The organism is Thalassospira profundimaris (assembly GCF_003326675.1).
Classification (GTDB): domain Bacteria; phylum Pseudomonadota; class Alphaproteobacteria; order Rhodospirillales; family Thalassospiraceae; genus Thalassospira; species Thalassospira aquimaris.
The window spans coordinates 265,235-281,600 of sequence record NZ_JPWF01000004.1; the positions used below are offsets into that span (position 1 = coordinate 265,235).

The 16,366-nt window shown below is 54.0% G+C and carries 12 protein-coding genes; 7 read left to right on the forward strand and 5 right to left on the reverse strand.

Annotated features, from left to right (window positions below):
* The first annotated feature begins 122 nt into the window (after positions 1 to 122).
* The 7 genes from TH19_RS07785 (at position 123) to TH19_RS07815 (ending at position 7,584) form a co-directional block, all read left to right on the forward strand.
* Positions 123 to 1,163: a cytochrome-c peroxidase gene (locus TH19_RS07785; protein WP_220151706.1), complete on the forward strand. Its 1,041-nt coding sequence runs from the start codon at positions 123 to 125 to the stop codon at positions 1,161 to 1,163.
* Positions 1,164 to 1,421: 258 nt separating this feature from the next.
* Positions 1,422 to 2,207: a DeoR/GlpR family DNA-binding transcription regulator gene (locus TH19_RS07790; protein WP_114101763.1), complete on the forward strand. Its 786-nt coding sequence runs from the start codon at positions 1,422 to 1,424 to the stop codon at positions 2,205 to 2,207.
* Positions 2,204 to 3,328 carry an ABC transporter ATP-binding protein gene (locus tag TH19_RS07795; RefSeq protein WP_114101764.1) on the forward strand — a complete coding sequence of 375 codons (1,125 nt, stop codon included), beginning with the start codon at positions 2,204 to 2,206 and terminating at the stop codon, positions 3,326 to 3,328. Before TH19_RS07790 ends, TH19_RS07795 begins: the two co-directional genes overlap by 4 nt.
* Positions 3,329 to 3,344: 16 nt before the next feature.
* Entirely contained in the window at positions 3,345 to 4,610 is a 1,266-nt protein-coding gene (locus TH19_RS07800; protein ID WP_114101765.1) for an ABC transporter substrate-binding protein, read from the forward strand.
* 94 nt (positions 4,611 to 4,704) lie between these two features.
* Entirely contained in the window at positions 4,705 to 5,598 is an 894-nt protein-coding gene (locus TH19_RS07805; protein WP_114101886.1) for a carbohydrate ABC transporter permease, read from the forward strand.
* Complete coding sequence (locus TH19_RS07810; RefSeq protein WP_114101766.1) at positions 5,595 to 6,443, forward strand: carbohydrate ABC transporter permease; 849 nt, start codon at positions 5,595 to 5,597, stop codon at positions 6,441 to 6,443. The genes TH19_RS07805 and TH19_RS07810 overlap by 4 nt, the downstream gene beginning before the upstream one ends.
* A gap of 160 nt (positions 6,444 to 6,603) precedes the next feature.
* Positions 6,604 to 7,584 carry a DMT family transporter gene (locus tag TH19_RS07815; RefSeq protein WP_114101767.1) on the forward strand — a complete coding sequence of 327 codons (981 nt, stop codon included), beginning with the start codon at positions 6,604 to 6,606 and terminating at the stop codon, positions 7,582 to 7,584.
* Between the two features lie 225 nt (positions 7,585 to 7,809).
* Here TH19_RS07815 and TH19_RS07820 read toward each other — a convergent pair whose 3' ends face one another.
* From TH19_RS07820 to TH19_RS07840, 5 genes are all read right to left on the reverse strand, one after another.
* On the reverse strand, positions 7,810 to 9,864 hold the full coding sequence (locus TH19_RS07820) for an autotransporter outer membrane beta-barrel domain-containing protein (protein WP_147250732.1): 2,055 nt from the start codon (positions 9,862 to 9,864) through the stop codon (positions 7,810 to 7,812).
* Between the two features lie 227 nt (positions 9,865 to 10,091).
* Positions 10,092 to 12,080 (reverse strand): alkyl/aryl-sulfatase, encoded by a 1,989-nt coding sequence (locus tag TH19_RS07825; RefSeq protein ID WP_114101769.1) that lies wholly within the window; start codon positions 12,078 to 12,080, stop codon positions 10,092 to 10,094.
* Positions 12,081 to 12,537: 457 nt separating this feature from the next.
* Positions 12,538 to 13,356 carry a transporter family protein gene (locus TH19_RS07830; RefSeq protein ID WP_114101770.1) on the reverse strand — a complete coding sequence of 273 codons (819 nt, stop codon included), beginning with the start codon at positions 13,354 to 13,356 and terminating at the stop codon, positions 12,538 to 12,540.
* Positions 13,357 to 13,408: 52 nt separating this feature from the next.
* A complete protein-coding gene (locus TH19_RS07835) occupies positions 13,409 to 14,362 on the reverse strand; it encodes a formylglycine-generating enzyme family protein (protein WP_220151708.1) in 954 nt (317 codons plus the stop codon).
* Positions 14,363 to 14,420: 58 nt separating this feature from the next.
* Positions 14,421 to 16,016 (reverse strand): arylsulfatase, encoded by a 1,596-nt coding sequence (locus tag TH19_RS07840; protein ID WP_114101772.1) that lies wholly within the window; start codon positions 16,014 to 16,016, stop codon positions 14,421 to 14,423.
* Positions 16,017 to 16,366 lie beyond the last annotated feature (350 nt).

The following is a 16,366-nucleotide window of genomic DNA, read 5'->3' on the forward strand; positions in this document are numbered from 1 at the left end:
TTTTCCTGTGTTGACATATATCACCACACGCGTTCCTAGAATTTGATCTTGTTTTTTCTCCACCTTATCGGAGAGAGAACATGAGACCGTATCAATTTCTCACGAAGACCCTGATAACAAGCATGATATCGGGAAGTGCCATCCTTGGTATGGCCAATGCCGCCTTTGCCGTTGACCCGGCCCAGTTGCGTGAAAGTGCCAAGGAACATTTCGAAGTCATTCCATCGATGGTTCCCGCAATCGAAGGCAATGCAGTCACCCGTGAAAAGGTCGATCTTGGCAAGAAGCTGTTTTTTGATCCGCGCCTGTCGGCAAGCGCGATCATTTCGTGCAACACCTGCCACAACCTTGGCATGGGCGGGGATGACAACCTTGAAACATCCATCGGGCATGGCTGGCAGAAAGGTCCGCGTAACGCCCCGACCGTTCTGAACGCCGTCTTTAACGAAGCCCAGTTCTGGGATGGTCGCGCCGAAGACCTGAAAGCACAGGCCAAGGGCCCGGTTCAGGCCGGGGTTGAAATGGCCAGCACTCCTGAACGTGTTGTCACGGTTCTGAACTCGATGCCGGAATATGTCGCCCAGTTCAATGCGGCCTTCCCCGGCCAGGATGACGCGGTAACCTTTGACAATATGGCAATGGCGATCGAGGCATTCGAGGCAACCCTGATCACACCGGCATCCCGGTTTGACCAGTTCCTTGAAGGCAATGACACCATCCTGACCGAAACCGAAATGGCCGGTCTTGAACTGTTCATCGATACCGGTTGTGCATCCTGCCACAATGGCGTGAATGTCGGCGGGACGGGCTATTATCCGTTCGGTGTTGTTGAACAGCCCGGTTCGGAAATCCTGCCACCCGATGACAAGGGCCGCTTTGCTGTGACCCAGACCGCAACCGATGACTATGTCTTCCGTGCCGGTCCGTTGCGCAATATCGCCCTGACCGCCCCCTATTTCCATTCCGGCAAGGTCTGGAATCTTGAACAGGCGGTCGCGATCATGAGTTCGTCTCAGCTTGGCACCGAGCTGAATGATACAGAAATCCATGCGATTACGGCATTCCTTGAAACACTGACCGGCGAAATGCCGCGTGTGGAATATCCGATCCTGCCCGTCAGCAGCCCGACCACCCCGAAACCGGCGGCGATGGTCGTCAATTAATCCTGCACCATCACGTTTCCCCGACGCATTCGGGTGCAGACACAAATGTTACAAAGGCCGTCTGTTCGGACGGCCTTTTTTCGTTCGTGGCAATGTTCAAATGCGCATCTGCCAAAACGAAATCAAAAAACACCAGCAAATCCGCCATTCCTAGCGCCCGTTTCAATATTCATATGAATGTCACTCTTCTGAAATCTCAGTGACAACGAAGCCGCGTATGATCGTTTTCGTGTTCAAAGCAACAAATTGAACGATCAAATGAATATTTCGACACGACAACGCGATATCATCGACATTCTGCGCCGCGACAGCTTTGCCTCGATTGAAAAGCTGGCCGAGCATTTTGACGTTACCCCGCAAACCGTCCGGCGCGACGTCAATATCCTGAGCGACGCCAACCTGGTGCGCCGTCGCCATGGCGGCGTGGAATATGCCGGCGAACCGGGCATGAACCTGTCCTATGAAAGTCGGCAGGTCACCAACATTGCCGCCAAGCACGCCATTTCCCTGCATGTCGCCCAAATGATCCCCGACGGGGCATCGATCCTGATCGGGATCGGCAGCACGCTGGAACTGATTGCGCTGAACCTTGTTGAACATCGCCATCTGACGGTGATTACCAACAACCTCAACGCGGCAATGGCGCTTGGCAACAATACCAGCAACCGCATCGTCATTCCGGGCGGAACGCTGCGTCTGCCTGATCGCGATGTGATCAGCCCTGACGCCGAGGAAATGTTCAACAATTACAAGGTTGATTACGGCCTGTTTGGCGTTGGCGGGGTGGAGCCGGATGGCACCCTGACCGATTTCGATCATCGCGAAGTGTCGCTTCGTCTGGCCATCGCAGGCAATTGCCGCAATTCCATCCTTGTTGCCGATCAATCCAAATTCGGCCGCCCCGCCCCGGCCAAGGGCGGGCACATCACGGACCCTGACCTGATTGTTGTCGATGGCATCCCCGGCGGGCTGTTTGACCCGCTGTTCAAACGTCAGGACGTCCGTGCACGTCTGCAAATTGCAAAAAGCGAACATTCGAAATGACTGCCCAAACGCCTTTCATCCAGATCAAGTCCGTCTCGCGCGTTTTTAACGGCGGCAATGGTGTGCATGATCTGTCCATTGATATTCCGCGCGGAAGTTTTGTCGTCCTTCTGGGACCTTCAGGGTGCGGCAAATCAACCACGCTGCGTCTGATTGCCGGTCTTGAAACCGCCGATCAGGGCATGATCGCTATTGATGGCAAGGACGTCACCAATGTCCCGCCATCAAAACGCGGTCTGTCGATGGTGTTCCAATCCTATGCCCTGTTCCCGCATCTGAGCGTTGCCGAAAACATCATCTTTGGCCTTAAGGTCCGCAAAACCAGCAAGGACGAAATCAAAACCCGTCTGACCGAGGCGCTTAATGTCACCGGTCTTCAGGGATATGAAGAACGCAAACCGGCCGAACTTTCCGGTGGCCAGCGCCAGCGCGTTGCCCTTGCGCGCGCCATTGTTGCCGGGCATCCGTTGTGTTTGATGGATGAACCGTTATCAAACCTTGATGCCAAGCTGCGCCACTCGGTCCGCAAGGACATCCGTGATTTGCAACAGCGCCTTGGCATTACAGTCGTCTATGTCACCCACGATCAGACCGAAGCCATGAGCATGGCCGATATCGTCATCCTGATGAAGGATGGCCGTATCGAACAGGCAGGCCATCCCGCCGATCTTTACCTGAAACCGGCCACCGCCTTTGCCGCCGGTTTTGTCGGAAGCCCGCCCATGGCGCTGATGCCGGCATCGGCCTTGCCGCGTGAAGTGGTTCCGGCGGGTCTTGATGTCAGTCGTCTGACCTTTGGCATCCGGCCCGAAGATCTGGCTTTGACAACCGATACCACCACCAAGGCTTGGGGCATCACCGCCACGGTAAATGGCAGTGAATTTCTGGGGGCGGAAACATTCATTTCAGTCGCCATCCCCGGCACAGAGGGGGCCACGGCCCGCCTACCCGGTCGTGTGCATATCGCACCGGGCACACAAGTTTCGCTCAGTTGGGCTGGCGCTGCGGCCCACTGGTTTGATGGCGAAGACGGCCGTCGTCTTGCACCGACAACGTCCCGTCAATCAGCGCGCGAACCAAATACCTCCATCGAAACTGACACTGCAATTCCGAGTTTGTAACAGGGAAAACAAATCCATGCGGAATATCGTAACCAGTGCTGCCTTTGCAGCCGGACTGATGGCAACAGCAGCAACACCGGCCTTTGCTGCGACCGAACTGACCATGTATTACCCGATTGCGGTTGGCGGCCCGCTGACCAATGTCATTGACGGCATGATCGAAGGGTTCGAGGCAGAAAACCCGGATGTCAAAGTCAATGCCATCTATGCTGGCAACTATGACGACACCCGCCTGCGCGCTGTATCCGCCCTTAAAAGCGGCGACCCGGCCCAGCTTTCCGTCATGTTCTCGATCGATGTTTATGACCTGATCGAACAGGAACTGATTGTTCCGTTTGATGATGTTGTCAAAACCGCCGAAGACAAGGAATGGCTCAAGGGTTTCTATCCGGCCCTGATGGCCAATGGTGAAGTTGATGGCAAAACCTGGGGCATCCCGTTCCAGCGTTCAACCATCGTCATGTACTATAACAAGGACATGTTCCGCGAAGCAGGTCTTGATCCGGAACACGCACCGGCAACCTGGGAAGAACTGGTATCGGCGGGCAAAGCCCTTGCCAAGGACGGCAAGTGGGGCCTGATGGTGCCGTCGACCGGCTATCCGTACTGGATGTTCCAGTGCTTTGCCGTGCAGAACGGCAAGGAACTGATGAGCAAGGACGGCACCGAAACCTATTTCGATGATCCGGCCGTAATCGAGGCGCTTGAATTCTGGCGTGGTCTTGCGACCGAAGAAAAAATCATGCCGGAAGGCACCATTGAATGGGGTACGCTTCGTCAGGCCTTTGTTCAGGGCCAGACCGCGATGATGTGGCATTCGACCGGCAACCTGTCGGCTGTCAAACGCGAGGCCAAGTTTGACTTTGGCGTGGCCATGCTTCCGAAACACAAACAGCCGGGCTCTCCGACGGGTGGCGGCAACTTCTATCTGTTCAAAAACTCGACCGATGCACAGAAAGAAGCGTCCCTTGCGCTGATCAAATACATGACCGCACCGGAACGTGCCGCTGAATGGTCGATTGCCACCGGTTATGTCGGCGTGACGCCGGAAGCCTATGAAACCGATGCGCTGAAATCCTATGCGGCCGAATTCCCGCAGGCAGTTGTTGCACGTGATCAGCTTGAAGTCGCGATCCCGGAATTCTCGACCTATGACACTGCACGCGTTCGCGAAGGTCTGAACAACGCCATACAGGCGGCTCTGACCGGTGAAAAATCACCGAAAGAAGCCCTTGAAGGTGCACAGGCCGAAGCATCCCGTCTTCTTCGGGCGTTCCACTAACCCGATCTGCCCGCCGAAGCAGGCCCCCAATGCCTGCTTCGGCACTCTTGTTTGTGACTTTGCTTAATCCATTTTTATGACGGACGTGCCGACCATGAATGACATGGCCCGACTTCAGAAACAAAGGCTTGCACTTTATGGCTGGATGCTTGTTGCACCGGCCTTGGCACTAATGAGCCTGTTTGCCTTTTACCCGGCCATTGCGACCCTGTGGCACAGCCTGTTTACCCGTGGCACCACGCGCCGCCCGTCGGTATTTGCCGGGATCGAGAATTACAACGATCTGTTTGCCGACCCGACATTCTGGATCGTGGTGTGGAACAACCTGATCTATGCCGGGATCACCATTCCGGTATCGATCATCTTTGCGCTTGCGATGGCGCTTTGGGCCAATGCCCATATTCCGGCCCGGTCCTTTGTGCGCAGTGCCTATTTCACGCCGACCATCCTGCCGATGATTGCCGCAGCCAATTTGTGGCTGTTTTTCTATACGCCCGATCTTGGCGTCATTGATCAGATCACAGGCTTTTTCGGGGCATCACCGACCAACTGGCTGGGCCAGCCTGAAACCGCACTGGCATCGGTCATTATGGTGACGATCTGGAAAGAGGCCGGGTTCTTCATGATCTTTTATCTGGCAGCCCTTCAGACCATTCCACCCGATTTGCGCGAAGCCGCCCGGATCGAGGGGGCTGGTCGCTGGACCTATACAAGACGTGTGCTTTTGCCGCTTCTGATGCCGACCACGATCTTTGTGTTTGTTAACGCGATGATCAATTCGGTCAAACTGATCGACCATCTGTTCATTCTGACCAAGGGCGGGCCGAACAATGCGTCCAAACTGATCCTGTACTGGATCTGGGAAATGGCATTCGCCTATTTCGACAGCCCGCATGCCGCAGCCATGACCATCCTTGTTCTTTTGACCCTTGGCCTTGTCGCGGTCATTCAGTTTCGACTGGTTGAAAAACGGACCCATTACCGATGAATACTGCACTTGCTTCGCGCCCGGCCAAACGTGCCCTGCCCGATTTTGACAAGGTTCTTGATGCCCTTGGCGCATGGGTATTGGCGATTGTCTGGATTTCGCCACTGCTGTTTGCCACATGGGCGGCCTTGCAGCCATCGGGCACGGCCCTTGGTCTGGATTTTTCCAATCCACTGACGTTCGAGAACTTTACCTATGTCTGGAATGCCGTGCCCTGGGCTGGCTACTTTGCCAACACGGTCGTACTTGTGACCCTGATCCTTGCCGGTCAGCTGGTTCTTTGCACACTGGCGGGATTTGCCTTTGCCCGCTTTGAATTCAGAGGCCGCGATACGATCTTTATTCTCGTATTGCTGCAACTTTTCATCCTGCCCGAAGTCCTGATTGTCGAAAACTATGCCATCGTTTCCAAGCTTGGTCTGTTTGATACGGCCCTTGGCATCGGGTTGCCCTATATGGCCAGTGCCTTTGGCATCTTCCTGTTACGCCAGGCCTTCAAATCCGTGCCAGTCGAACTTGAAGAAGCGGCAAGGATCGAGGGATGTAGCTGGATGGGGGTTTTGTGGAAGGTCTATGTCCCTGCGGCCAAGCCGGTTTATCTGGCCTATGCGCTGGTATCCATCGCCACACACTGGAACAATTTCCTGTGGCCGCTGATCGTAACCAACTCGCCAGATACCCGTCCGCTGACCGTTGGCCTGTCCCTGTTCGGGGCACCGGAAACCGGCGTAGATATCTCGGTCATCAGTGCGGCGACCATCATGACGGTTGCGCCACTTCTGATCGCGTTCCTGATTTTCCAGCGCCAGTTCATTCAGGCCTTCCTGCGCGCCGGTATTCGATAAACATCCCTTTCGCGCATAACCAGAAACCCGCTTCATCCTAGATGGAGCGGGTTTATTGTTTCATGAATTAATTTCAGATATTTAGGCAAAAATTCTGATCGTCAGAATGGAATATATGATGCAATATACGAAATCATCATAACTTTTGTGATTTCTTCATATGCACGTCATGATCCTGCTGTTTGGCACCACCCTGATCTGGGCGATGCTTCTGGTCTGCAACCGCGTTGCCCTGACCAGCTTTGATATTGATCCCTATGCCATGACCTGCTGGCAACTGGTTTTCGGGGGCGTATCGCTGGTGCTTTTGTCACCGGGTCGCAAAATTCCGTGGCGGCAATTTACACTTCCGATCAATTGGGCCTATGGGGTCTTGCGGGTTTTGACCGGTGTGACATGGACGGCGTCGCTTTTATATATCAGTGCGCCGGAAAGTGGCATTCTGTCACAAACCGGCATGCCGATGGCGGCCTTGGCCGCGACCTTTATCCTTGGTCGCACGCCGGGGCGATCGGAATGGCTTGGTCATGCTATCCTGATTTCCGGCGCGGTCTGGATGGCCTGGCATCTGCCCGGCGGCTTTTCCAATCCGGCCGTCCTTCTGATGCTGGCATCCGAGGTCACCGCGATTGCATCGACGGTTCTGGCCGAACTTCACCCCGATAACCAGATCAAGGATGCCTGGGCGCATCTGCGCTTTACCGGGGTATTGTTGCTGATTAACGCATCAATCTTCCTGATCGTACCGGCCTTTGTCGAAGTAATCAGCCCGGTGCCAATCCCCTATATTTCAACTGCCGGATTGTTTGGCACCGAAACCCTGATTGCCGGACTTCTGATCGGGGTATTGTTCCGCGGACCGGCAATGGTTTTATCCCTGCGTTCGGTCAAGGTTGCCGGGATCGAAAAATACATCCTGTCGACCACCATTCTGCCTTTTGTGTTGCTGGGGCTTGAAATGCTGGCGTCGCAATTTGACCTTACGCCACCGCCCACCCACGACAGTGTGTTCTGGATCTCTTCCCTTCTGGTGATGATCGGAATTATTCAGATAACAGTATCGAAGCATCGTCATGCAGCCAAGCGCAAGGCACTGGCAGAAATCGCGGCCCAAGCCCCGACACCGGGCAACGCCGCCTGATTGGAATACCGGACGCCTGACCCCGTTCCTGTCTTCACCAGATGCCCGCGTGATGTCGATCCCTGCAAGATGCGTATCGCCCTATCCCATGGCGGTCGCATACGGCTTCCCCGGCCGTTCTGCGTCACATGCATCTTGTCCCCTTTCGGAGTCTCCCCCGAAAGGTTGAAACGCCCGGGGCCCCACCCGGGCGTTTCCATTATGGGGTATCGTCAACTGTCGCAATCAGAAAGCAAAGGAAATGTGTGCCTTTGCTTCCCAGACATTCAACCCGTTCTGGCCGATACTGAGATACCCGCCACCTACATCAAAATAGATGCTGTCATCATAGATAAAGCGCATTCCCCCGCGAAGTGATCCTGTCACAGGGGAAGTATCTTCATAGGTTAGATTACCAGACAGTATCCGCCCGTCATTCGGCCGCTCAAAGGCGTAATGCAGACCGAGTTCCCCGTATGGCATCCCGATCAGATCGTCGGAAAGCACCAAGAGCTTGCTTGCTTCACCTGAAATTTCGGCCTCGCCATATCCGAAATGATCCGATCCCACATTGACCTTTACCGGCGTCCCCGAAATTGTCCCGCTGAGATCATAGTCTTCGACAAAGGTTTCAGCATAAGAAACCCCGAAGCGTGGTCGCAGCGTCCATTCCTCATAACGATACTGCCCATTGATCGCGGTTGCCGCCGATAGTTGATGGCTTAGATATTCTCCCTCCAGAACCACCACATCGAGATCATTGTTCAGCACCATATAACCAAGCGATCCCTGTACCGCCCATTCCGGCGACAGGCGATGGGCCACATATGGGCCAACCGACATACCAAATGCCTGCGTCTCCAGACTGCCGTCAAAGCCTTCCGACGTGCTACTTTCAAAGGATGCAGAAATACCGGCAACAGTACCTTCGGCAATCTCTTTGTCCGCTCCGGCAAGGAAAGAACCGCTAAAACCTGTACTATCAAGATCGTGACGGCGATCTCGGGCATACACGCCGCGCGTTTCCGACCAGAAGTTCCATAGCGGTTCATCGATAAATTCACGTCCGGGCGTCAAAGGTACGTCGGACTGCACGCTGATGGACGCAACCGTCACCCCTTGATATCCGCCATTGCGAATCAGCTCACAAGGTGCGGTATAAACAAGTCCGTTCTCGGTCCGGTAAAGTTGCCCATCTGTATCAAGAACTGCACAATTGTCATTGGGCAGGAAGTCCCCGCCATTTTTTGCAAGCTCCGTAGTTGCAACAACTTCGGAAACACCAGGCAAGTTCGGGCTGACAATCGTCGGAGGCAATGTATTGCCTCCGACGCCGCCACCAGTGCCGCCCCCTGTTCCACCATTCCCACCGGGTAATGTTCCTATTGGCGGTGTTACCCCCCCGGGAATTGTCGGCATCACACCTTGCGGTGGAACCGTGCCAATAGGGGGTGTCACACCATTTCCGGTTCCGGGTAAACTTGGCGGCAATGTTGCTATCGGCGGCGTCACTCCCCCCGGGATTGTTGGCATCACACCTTGCGGTGGAACCGTACCAATGGGGGGTGTTACGCCATTTCCGGTTCCGGGCAAGCCTGGTGGCAAAGTCGCAATTGGCGGCGTTACGCCCCCCGGGATTGTTGGCATCACACCTTGTGGCGGAACCGTGCCAATGGGGGGTGTTACGCCATTTCCGGTTCCGGGCAAACTTGGTGGTAATGTCGCAATTGGCGGAGTTGTGCCTTCGGGCAACTGGAAACCGCCAATTGGCGGGCGTCCGGGCATCAGTCCTTCGGGCGGCGGAAGAATTCCAATTGGTGGAGCAAAGCCGGGAGGCAATCCTGGCATAAGTCCGGTTGGAGGTAAGGTTGCAATCGGAGGTGTTACGCCTCCCGGTAACTCCGGCATAACAAAATCTGGGAAAAGGTCGCCAATCGGCGGCAGGTTCACACCTCCCTTTTGGTTCTGACTGTCTAGCAAGCAACCGGAACCACTATTGTCATAGAGGTGGTGCGTTCCACCATTCCCGGATGAAACCACATCAGAAAGCGTCAGGTGCAATCCGCGACGGGACTGATCCCATGTATCTTTCGTCGTACCATTGGCGTCCAGACGGAACGTACCGGCACTGGTTCCTGACAACCAGACTGAATTCGTATCACCAGCCGTCTTTCCCAAAAAGATCAACCCGCCACTGGTTCCGCATTTTGCCGCCTCTGCATCTGAAAATGATGCGGTCGCCAACAACAATCCGAATGCGCAAATTACATACTGACTAACCGTCGCTCCAGTCGAACCCATTCCTGTTTCCCCGTTTTGACACGCCCCCGCATGCCCAGCACTTCTGCTGGCAAAGCCGTAAGTGGTCGCATTTCGACATTCATCAAAAACATGGACCAACATCACAGATACAGTTCAGAACAACTTATCCTAGCACAATGAATCCGAAATATATTTTAGAATTATTCAACCAATAATAATCATAAAAGATACCGGGCCAAACAAATGTCTGGCCCGGTATCAGGCAATTACATTGCTTCCTTCGGGGTTACGATTGGCCACCAGAATTCGAATGTATCGAGCGTGCTGCGGAACTCGTCGAATTTTGCAGCATTGCCTTCAAGTTTCGCTGTTCCGGCATCAACCTGATCTTTGAGTGTTGCTTGTCCCAACATCACAGCGTTGAAATCGTCACGCGCCACACTAAGCGAGACATCTGAACGATCAAACGTCGAGCTATAGTAATTCAGCACGCCATTCTCCAAAGCAACGCCATAGGCTTCTTTGGTGTCGGTCAGGGTGAAGTTCATGAATATCTTCTTGCCTGCTGCACGGTCGCCATTGACATGCACAGCAAGGAAATCAAGGAACATGGTAAGCGGCATCGACTTGATCACATCCGGTGAAGCCGTGTTGGGGGCTGCGGCCTCGACGATGCCATTGCGAAGTTCCTTGGCACCCGAGAGATAAAAGTTACGCCACGGACCGCTTTCGGCCTGATAGCCCATCTGTTCAAGAGCATTCGCCAAAAGGTCCTTGGCTTCCTGATTATCAGGTTCGGCCATGACAACCTTATCAAGGACCTGCGCCACCCAACGATAGTTGCCTGCATCAAAGTCGACTTTGGCCTTTTCGATCACCGCATCGGCACCACCCATATATTCAACAAATTTCGGGCCTGCATCTGCAGGTGGCAATGCATCCAGACGTGACGGATTGCCATCGAAATAGCCAAGATAGAAATTCCAGACCGCCTTGATGTCATGTTTGACAGAACCATAATACCCGCGAGCAGCCCAATAGGTTGCAAGCTCGTCGGGGATTTTGATCATTTCGGCCGCTTCTTCCATGTTGTAACCCATATTGGCCAGACGCAGGGTCTGGTCATTCAGGTACTTCATGATATCACGCTGCTTTTTAAGGCGTTCGGTGATGTCTTCCTTGCCCCAGACTGGCCAGTGGTGAGGGGCAAACAGAACTTCGGCCTGACCACCCCATATTTCCAGCGTCTGCTGCAAGTATCCCGACCAGGCCCGCGCATTCCGAACCTTTGCCCCACGCAAGGTATAAAGGTTGTGCAAGGTATGGGTCGCATTCTCGGCGGTGCAAAGGGCCTTGAGCTCCTTGATATAGAAATGCATTTCCGCCGGGGCTTCGGATCCCGGTGCCATCAGGAACTGATAGGTCAATCCATCCAGTTCAAGGGTCTGCCCGGTTTTCATGATGATGTCGGTTGGTTCAATCAGGGTTACTTCACCCGTCGAAGTACCCAGACCAAGACCGGTTCCCAACCCGCCTTGCGGCCCTTTGGCCAGAAGGTTGCCATACATATAGGTGGCGCGACGGCTCATGGCGTTACCGGCAAAGACGTTTTCACTGACGGCTTCTTCTACAAAACCTTCAGGGGCAACGATATGAACCTTGCCGGATTTGACGTCTGCTTCGTCAACAATGCCCCGAACACCACCGAAATGGTCAACATGGCTATGGGTATAGATTACACCGACGACCGGCTTGTTCCCGCGATGTTCCCGATAAAGATCAAGGGCCGCCTTTGCCGTCTCGGCCGAGATCATCGGGTCAACGATTGTGACGCCGGTATCGCCTTCGATAAAGGTAATCCCCGTCAGATCGGCACTGCGAACCTGATAAATTTGGGGCGTCACTTCAAAAAGTCCGCCCTGAAGCATCAATTGCAACTGACGCCACAGGCTTGGATTTACAGAATCCGGTGCCGGTTTATCCTTGGCAAACTGATATTCCGACAAGTCCCAGACGGTTTTGCCGTTTGCATCCTTGATGATGCCGTTATCGGGCAACGGTGCGATAAATCCGCGCGCTGCGTCTTCAAAATCATCCATATTGTCGAACGGCAACTGATCGAAAACAGCCTTGTTTGCAGCCGTTGTGATTGCTGTCGCAGGTTTAGGGTCAGCAGCATAAGCCATGCTGCTGACAAAACAGGACAGGGCGACGCCTGTCATCATGCCAGTCATTACTCTGAAGTTGCTCTTCATCACGCCAAACTCCGTTGGTAGTGTCAGAACACCCAGTCGGCAGTTTCTTGACCGTCTTTTTGAACCACTGAGGTTACCCATGGGGCGTCAAATGCCCCTGCTTTTCACCGCCGATTTTGATGTCACTCCCAACATCAAAATTCGGAACGGCAAAACCTGGACCTGATCAACAGGTCATGATCATGTTCCGGGTTTGGCACCTGTGGCGCCACACCCGAACGAAATTCCTCAATCCGGTGCCAATGCAAGACGCACGGGACACTCTGCCGTCAAAAAGCAAAGGAAATGCGTGCCTTTGCTTCGATGACATCAAGCCCGTTTTGACCAATACTGAGATACCCCGCCCATCAGATACCGATAAAAAAGATGATCGCTGCACGTCAAAATCCCCCGATTTTCGATGTCCGCTATCTCTTGCCTGTGATCAGATCCCTCGTCCCGATCGTTAAATTCGGCCCTACTTTGGAAACAAGAACCTCAGGACAAGCCGCGCGCCCCAACCATCCGGCCCTGCATCAGGACCATCCATCCAGTAACGGATACCTGCCCCCAAACTGATTTTCTGACCACCGACATCGACCAGTTTCGAGACAATGCCATTGACCGGCACCGACCATTGTTCGCCGTTCCAGTCATAGGTGCTTTCAGTATTCAGCGCGAAGGTCCAGGCGTCCGGCGTGGTGTAATTGATAAAGGGCTGCAAGAAGGTGGCATTGGTCGCCGATGCCACCAATCCGTTATCAGCGCCCCAGACATGATTGCCCAAAAGCCCGACCGTCCAGCCATCTTTCATAAACAGGCTAACCGCGGTTGGACCTGCCCCCCATTGATCCAGACCAAGACTGTTATCCGATGCGGTCGGCAACAGGAAAACCGGCCCCACCCCCCAGACCAGACCACCCGGGCCCGGTTCGGCCGGTGACAGGAACAGGCTTTGGACCGTATCACCAATCCCGGTATCCGTACCGCTATTGCCGCTGACATCATTTTGATGAACAACCGGCAAAATCGTACGTGAAATCAGGTTCCAGTCTTCAGTAAGACTGATCGGTAAAACCGGCTGCACATTAACGTAATATTTGCTACCATCCTTGGAACCGAAACCATGATCATAGTTTGCCTGAAACGGCACACTGATCAAATTGGCCACCGGGTTGGAAAGCTGCTTGGCTAGGTCGGCATCGCCTTCCTGTGCACGCGCCAAATCAGAAGACAGCACAACAATCGCACAAACCGCCAGTGTCAGGATTGGCTGTATCCTTGGCAAATCAGGCATGGCTGTCTCCTTTGATTGGTCTGACAGGGCCCCCGCAAGGACGCCGTTTTATTCAGTTCACATCGCGTGCAATTCTAAATCCGATATGGTTTGACCCGATCTTGCTTTCCGATGGTTGCCGGGCTGCCGGGCGATAGCGCAGACAGAAATTCGGCGCACATAACCAAGACCCGCCCTTGACCACGGTCATGGGCCCAACCGTCGGATTGGCAAATCGAGCTGCCATGATCATTGGCGGACCATCGGGATCGATCTGATCGGTTTCAGGATGACCGGGCACCCACCAATCCGAAACATGTTCCCAAACATTCCCGGCCATATCAAAAAGCCCATAGCCGTTTGCGGCGAAACTGGCGACCGGGGCGGTCCCGTGATAGCCATCCGACTTCAAATCGGTTTGCGGGAACGTCCCCTGCCAGCTATTGGCTTTCCAACCTTCAAGCGGGTCATAAGTATCGCCCCAGACATAATCCTTGCCTTCAAGCCCGCCGCGTGCGGCGAATTCCCATTCTGCTTCGGTCAAAAGACGCCCGCCGGCCCATTTGGCATAGGCCCGTGCGTCTTCGATTGAAACCTGCACCACCGGATGGTTTTCAAGCCCGTCAATCGAACTTTGCGGGCCCGCCGGATGACGCCAGTCCGCACCGGCGACATATGTCCACCAGTTGCGCAAATCACCCATATCAACAGCCCCCTCCGGCTGGGCAAAGACCATCGATCCGGCTTTTAGAAGTTCATCGGGAATGCCGGGATATTTCGCCGGATCAAGGGGCCGTTCAACCGACGTGATATAGCCGGTTTCCTTCACAAAAGCGGAAAATTGCGCATTGGTAATTTCGGTCTTGCTGATCGCAAAGGGCGATACGGTTACCTTATGGACCGATATTTCTTCGCGGTAATGACGGATATCACCCATCATGAAAGTCCCGCCAGCCAGATCGACAAATTCCGGCATCGGTTTATCGGCGGCCATTGCCACTATTGAGGTAAACTGCACGGCAATCATCGCGGGAACTGCCCGGCCCAAAAGGCCGAGCGTCCCAAATTTTATCCGTATGCCCACGTTATTCATGTCCCTTTTGAAGGAATTCTTCGACCATATTTGACATGTCAAACGTAGCCCCACCCTGAACCGGGGGATATTTGGCCAGGGTCTGAAGATGTTCGTTGATCATCACGCCCAACGGCTGCATCAGCCAGGAAACCTTTTGGGCAAGGTGACCATAAGAATCAATGCTGTCATAACTTTCGAACGGATCCATTCGAAGGTTGAACATCTTCGGGAAGTTCCGCGGCGTCATATTGTCGTAGTAGTCTTCCTTGGTCGCAAAATGCATTTTCCACGGACCGACACGCACCGCTGTCAGCTGGCTTTCGAAGTAATAGAAGATGTGATTTCGCGCCGATTTATTGGTTTCGCCTTCCCAGTAAGGCAGGTTGTTCACCCCGTCGATATACTGGTTCTTTTCTTCCATCACGCGCTTGGGTGCATCTTCAATCCCGGCCGCGGCAGCAAGGGATGTGAACATATCCTGATGCCCCTGAATACCATTCAGTGTTTTGCCCGACTGCAAATGCCCCGGCCAGCGGATCATGGACGGCACGCGCACACCGCCTTCATAGGTGGTCATTTTCTCGCCGCGGAACGGCGTGGTTGCGCCATGCGGCCAGGATGCATGTTCCGGACCATTGTCGGTCGAATACCAGACGATGGTATTGTCAGCCAAACCTTGCTGTTCCAGCCAGTCAAGCACCATGCCGATGTCATGGTCATGTTGGAGCATACCGCTGCCATGATAGTCGGCCTCGGATGTATATTCCTCGGCCGCATAACGCCATTTGTCATCAAGACGGGTATAAAGATGCATACGGCTGGTATTAAGCCAGACAAAGAACGGCTCTTTGGCATCCTTTGCCGCCGTCATGAAGTTCATGGCAGCCGGGATGACCTCGGCGCTGTCAAATTCCTTCATGCGTTCCTGGGTCAGCGGACCGGTATCTTCGATCATTTGTTTGCCGACACGGCCAAAGCGCGGATCAACCGTGCTGTTGTCATCTTTGGTGGCAAAGCTGTGCAAGACGCCGCGCGTACCGAAACGTTTGTCATATTCTTCAAGCGAACCGGCATATTCTTTGGCAAAGCGCTGATAATCGCGCTGTTCGGCTTCTTCCTGCGTGTTCAGGTGATAAAGATTGCCAAAGAACTCGTCAAAACCATGCACCGTCGGCAAATGCTCGTTGCGATCACCCAGATGGTTTTTGCCAAACTGGCCGGTGCGATAGCCTTCTTCCTTTAAAAGTTCGGCCAGCGTCGGGGATTCTTTTTGCAGACCAAGTGCCGCACCCGGCTGCCCGACCGTGGTCATGCCCGAACGGATCGGATATTGCCCGGTGATAAAGGCCGCGCGCCCCGCCGTACAGCTTGGCTGCGCGTAATGGTCGGTAAATCTGATGCCTTCATTGGCAACACGGTCAATATTGGGCGTGGTATAGCCCATCGTACCAAGCCCATAGGCAGATACGTTCTGCCATCCAATATCATCGCCCCAGATCACAAGAATATTGGGGCGCTCGGCTGTTGAATTGTCCTGTGCTGCAACGGCAGATGCCATTCCAGCAACCGAACAGGTCAATAATGCAGTGAATAGAAATCGCTTCATCGTCTGCTCCTTGTATCCGGGCATGTGCAAAGCACAGAAAGGACCACATCCCTAACCCGCCCCGGCAAATGACGGGGCAGTTCTTTGGTTTTCCTTCAGGAACAGAACGGCCATAACGACGACAAGGAAGATTGGCGTCAAACGGTGACGTCAGAAAATTCGATTATGCCTCTGGACTGTGTCCATTTCCTGTGGAGCGTTTTTTTATGGTTCACCCATAATACCGCACAACCACCTGAAATTGAACAAAATAAGAAACGAACGCCCTTAAGACACATACCGGTCATAAAAATGCCGGCCCCCGAAAACGGGGACCGGCCAAGCCGCACTCGAGCGGGAAAAAGCTCGCG

Bases quoted from the DNA above. Each gene is read 5' to 3' on its own strand.
- TH19_RS07825 (WP_114101769.1), bottom strand. From the start codon at position 12,080: ATGAAGAGCAACTTCAGAGTAATGACTGGCATGATGACAGGCGTCGCC.
- TH19_RS07840 (WP_114101772.1), bottom strand. From the start codon at position 16,016: ATGAAGCGATTTCTATTCACTGCATTATTGACCTGTTCGGTTGCTGGA.
- TH19_RS07830 (WP_114101770.1), bottom strand. From the start codon at position 13,356: ATGCCTGATTTGCCAAGGATACAGCCAATCCTGACACTGGCGGTTTGT.
- TH19_RS07800 (WP_114101765.1), top strand. From the start codon at position 3,345: ATGCGGAATATCGTAACCAGTGCTGCCTTTGCAGCCGGACTGATGGCA.
- TH19_RS07795 (WP_114101764.1), top strand. From the start codon at position 2,204: ATGACTGCCCAAACGCCTTTCATCCAGATCAAGTCCGTCTCGCGCGTT.
- TH19_RS07805 (WP_114101886.1), top strand. From the start codon at position 4,705: ATGAATGACATGGCCCGACTTCAGAAACAAAGGCTTGCACTTTATGGC.
- TH19_RS07785 (WP_220151706.1), top strand. From the start codon at position 123: ATGATATCGGGAAGTGCCATCCTTGGTATGGCCAATGCCGCCTTTGCC.
- TH19_RS07815 (WP_114101767.1), top strand. From the start codon at position 6,604: ATGCACGTCATGATCCTGCTGTTTGGCACCACCCTGATCTGGGCGATG.
- TH19_RS07790 (WP_114101763.1), top strand. From the start codon at position 1,422: ATGAATATTTCGACACGACAACGCGATATCATCGACATTCTGCGCCGC.
- TH19_RS07820 (WP_147250732.1), bottom strand. From the start codon at position 9,864: ATGGGTTCGACTGGAGCGACGGTTAGTCAGTATGTAATTTGCGCATTC.
- TH19_RS07835 (WP_220151708.1), bottom strand. From the start codon at position 14,362: ATGATTGCCGTGCAGTTTACCTCAATAGTGGCAATGGCCGCCGATAAA.
- TH19_RS07810 (WP_114101766.1), top strand. From the start codon at position 5,595: ATGAATACTGCACTTGCTTCGCGCCCGGCCAAACGTGCCCTGCCCGAT.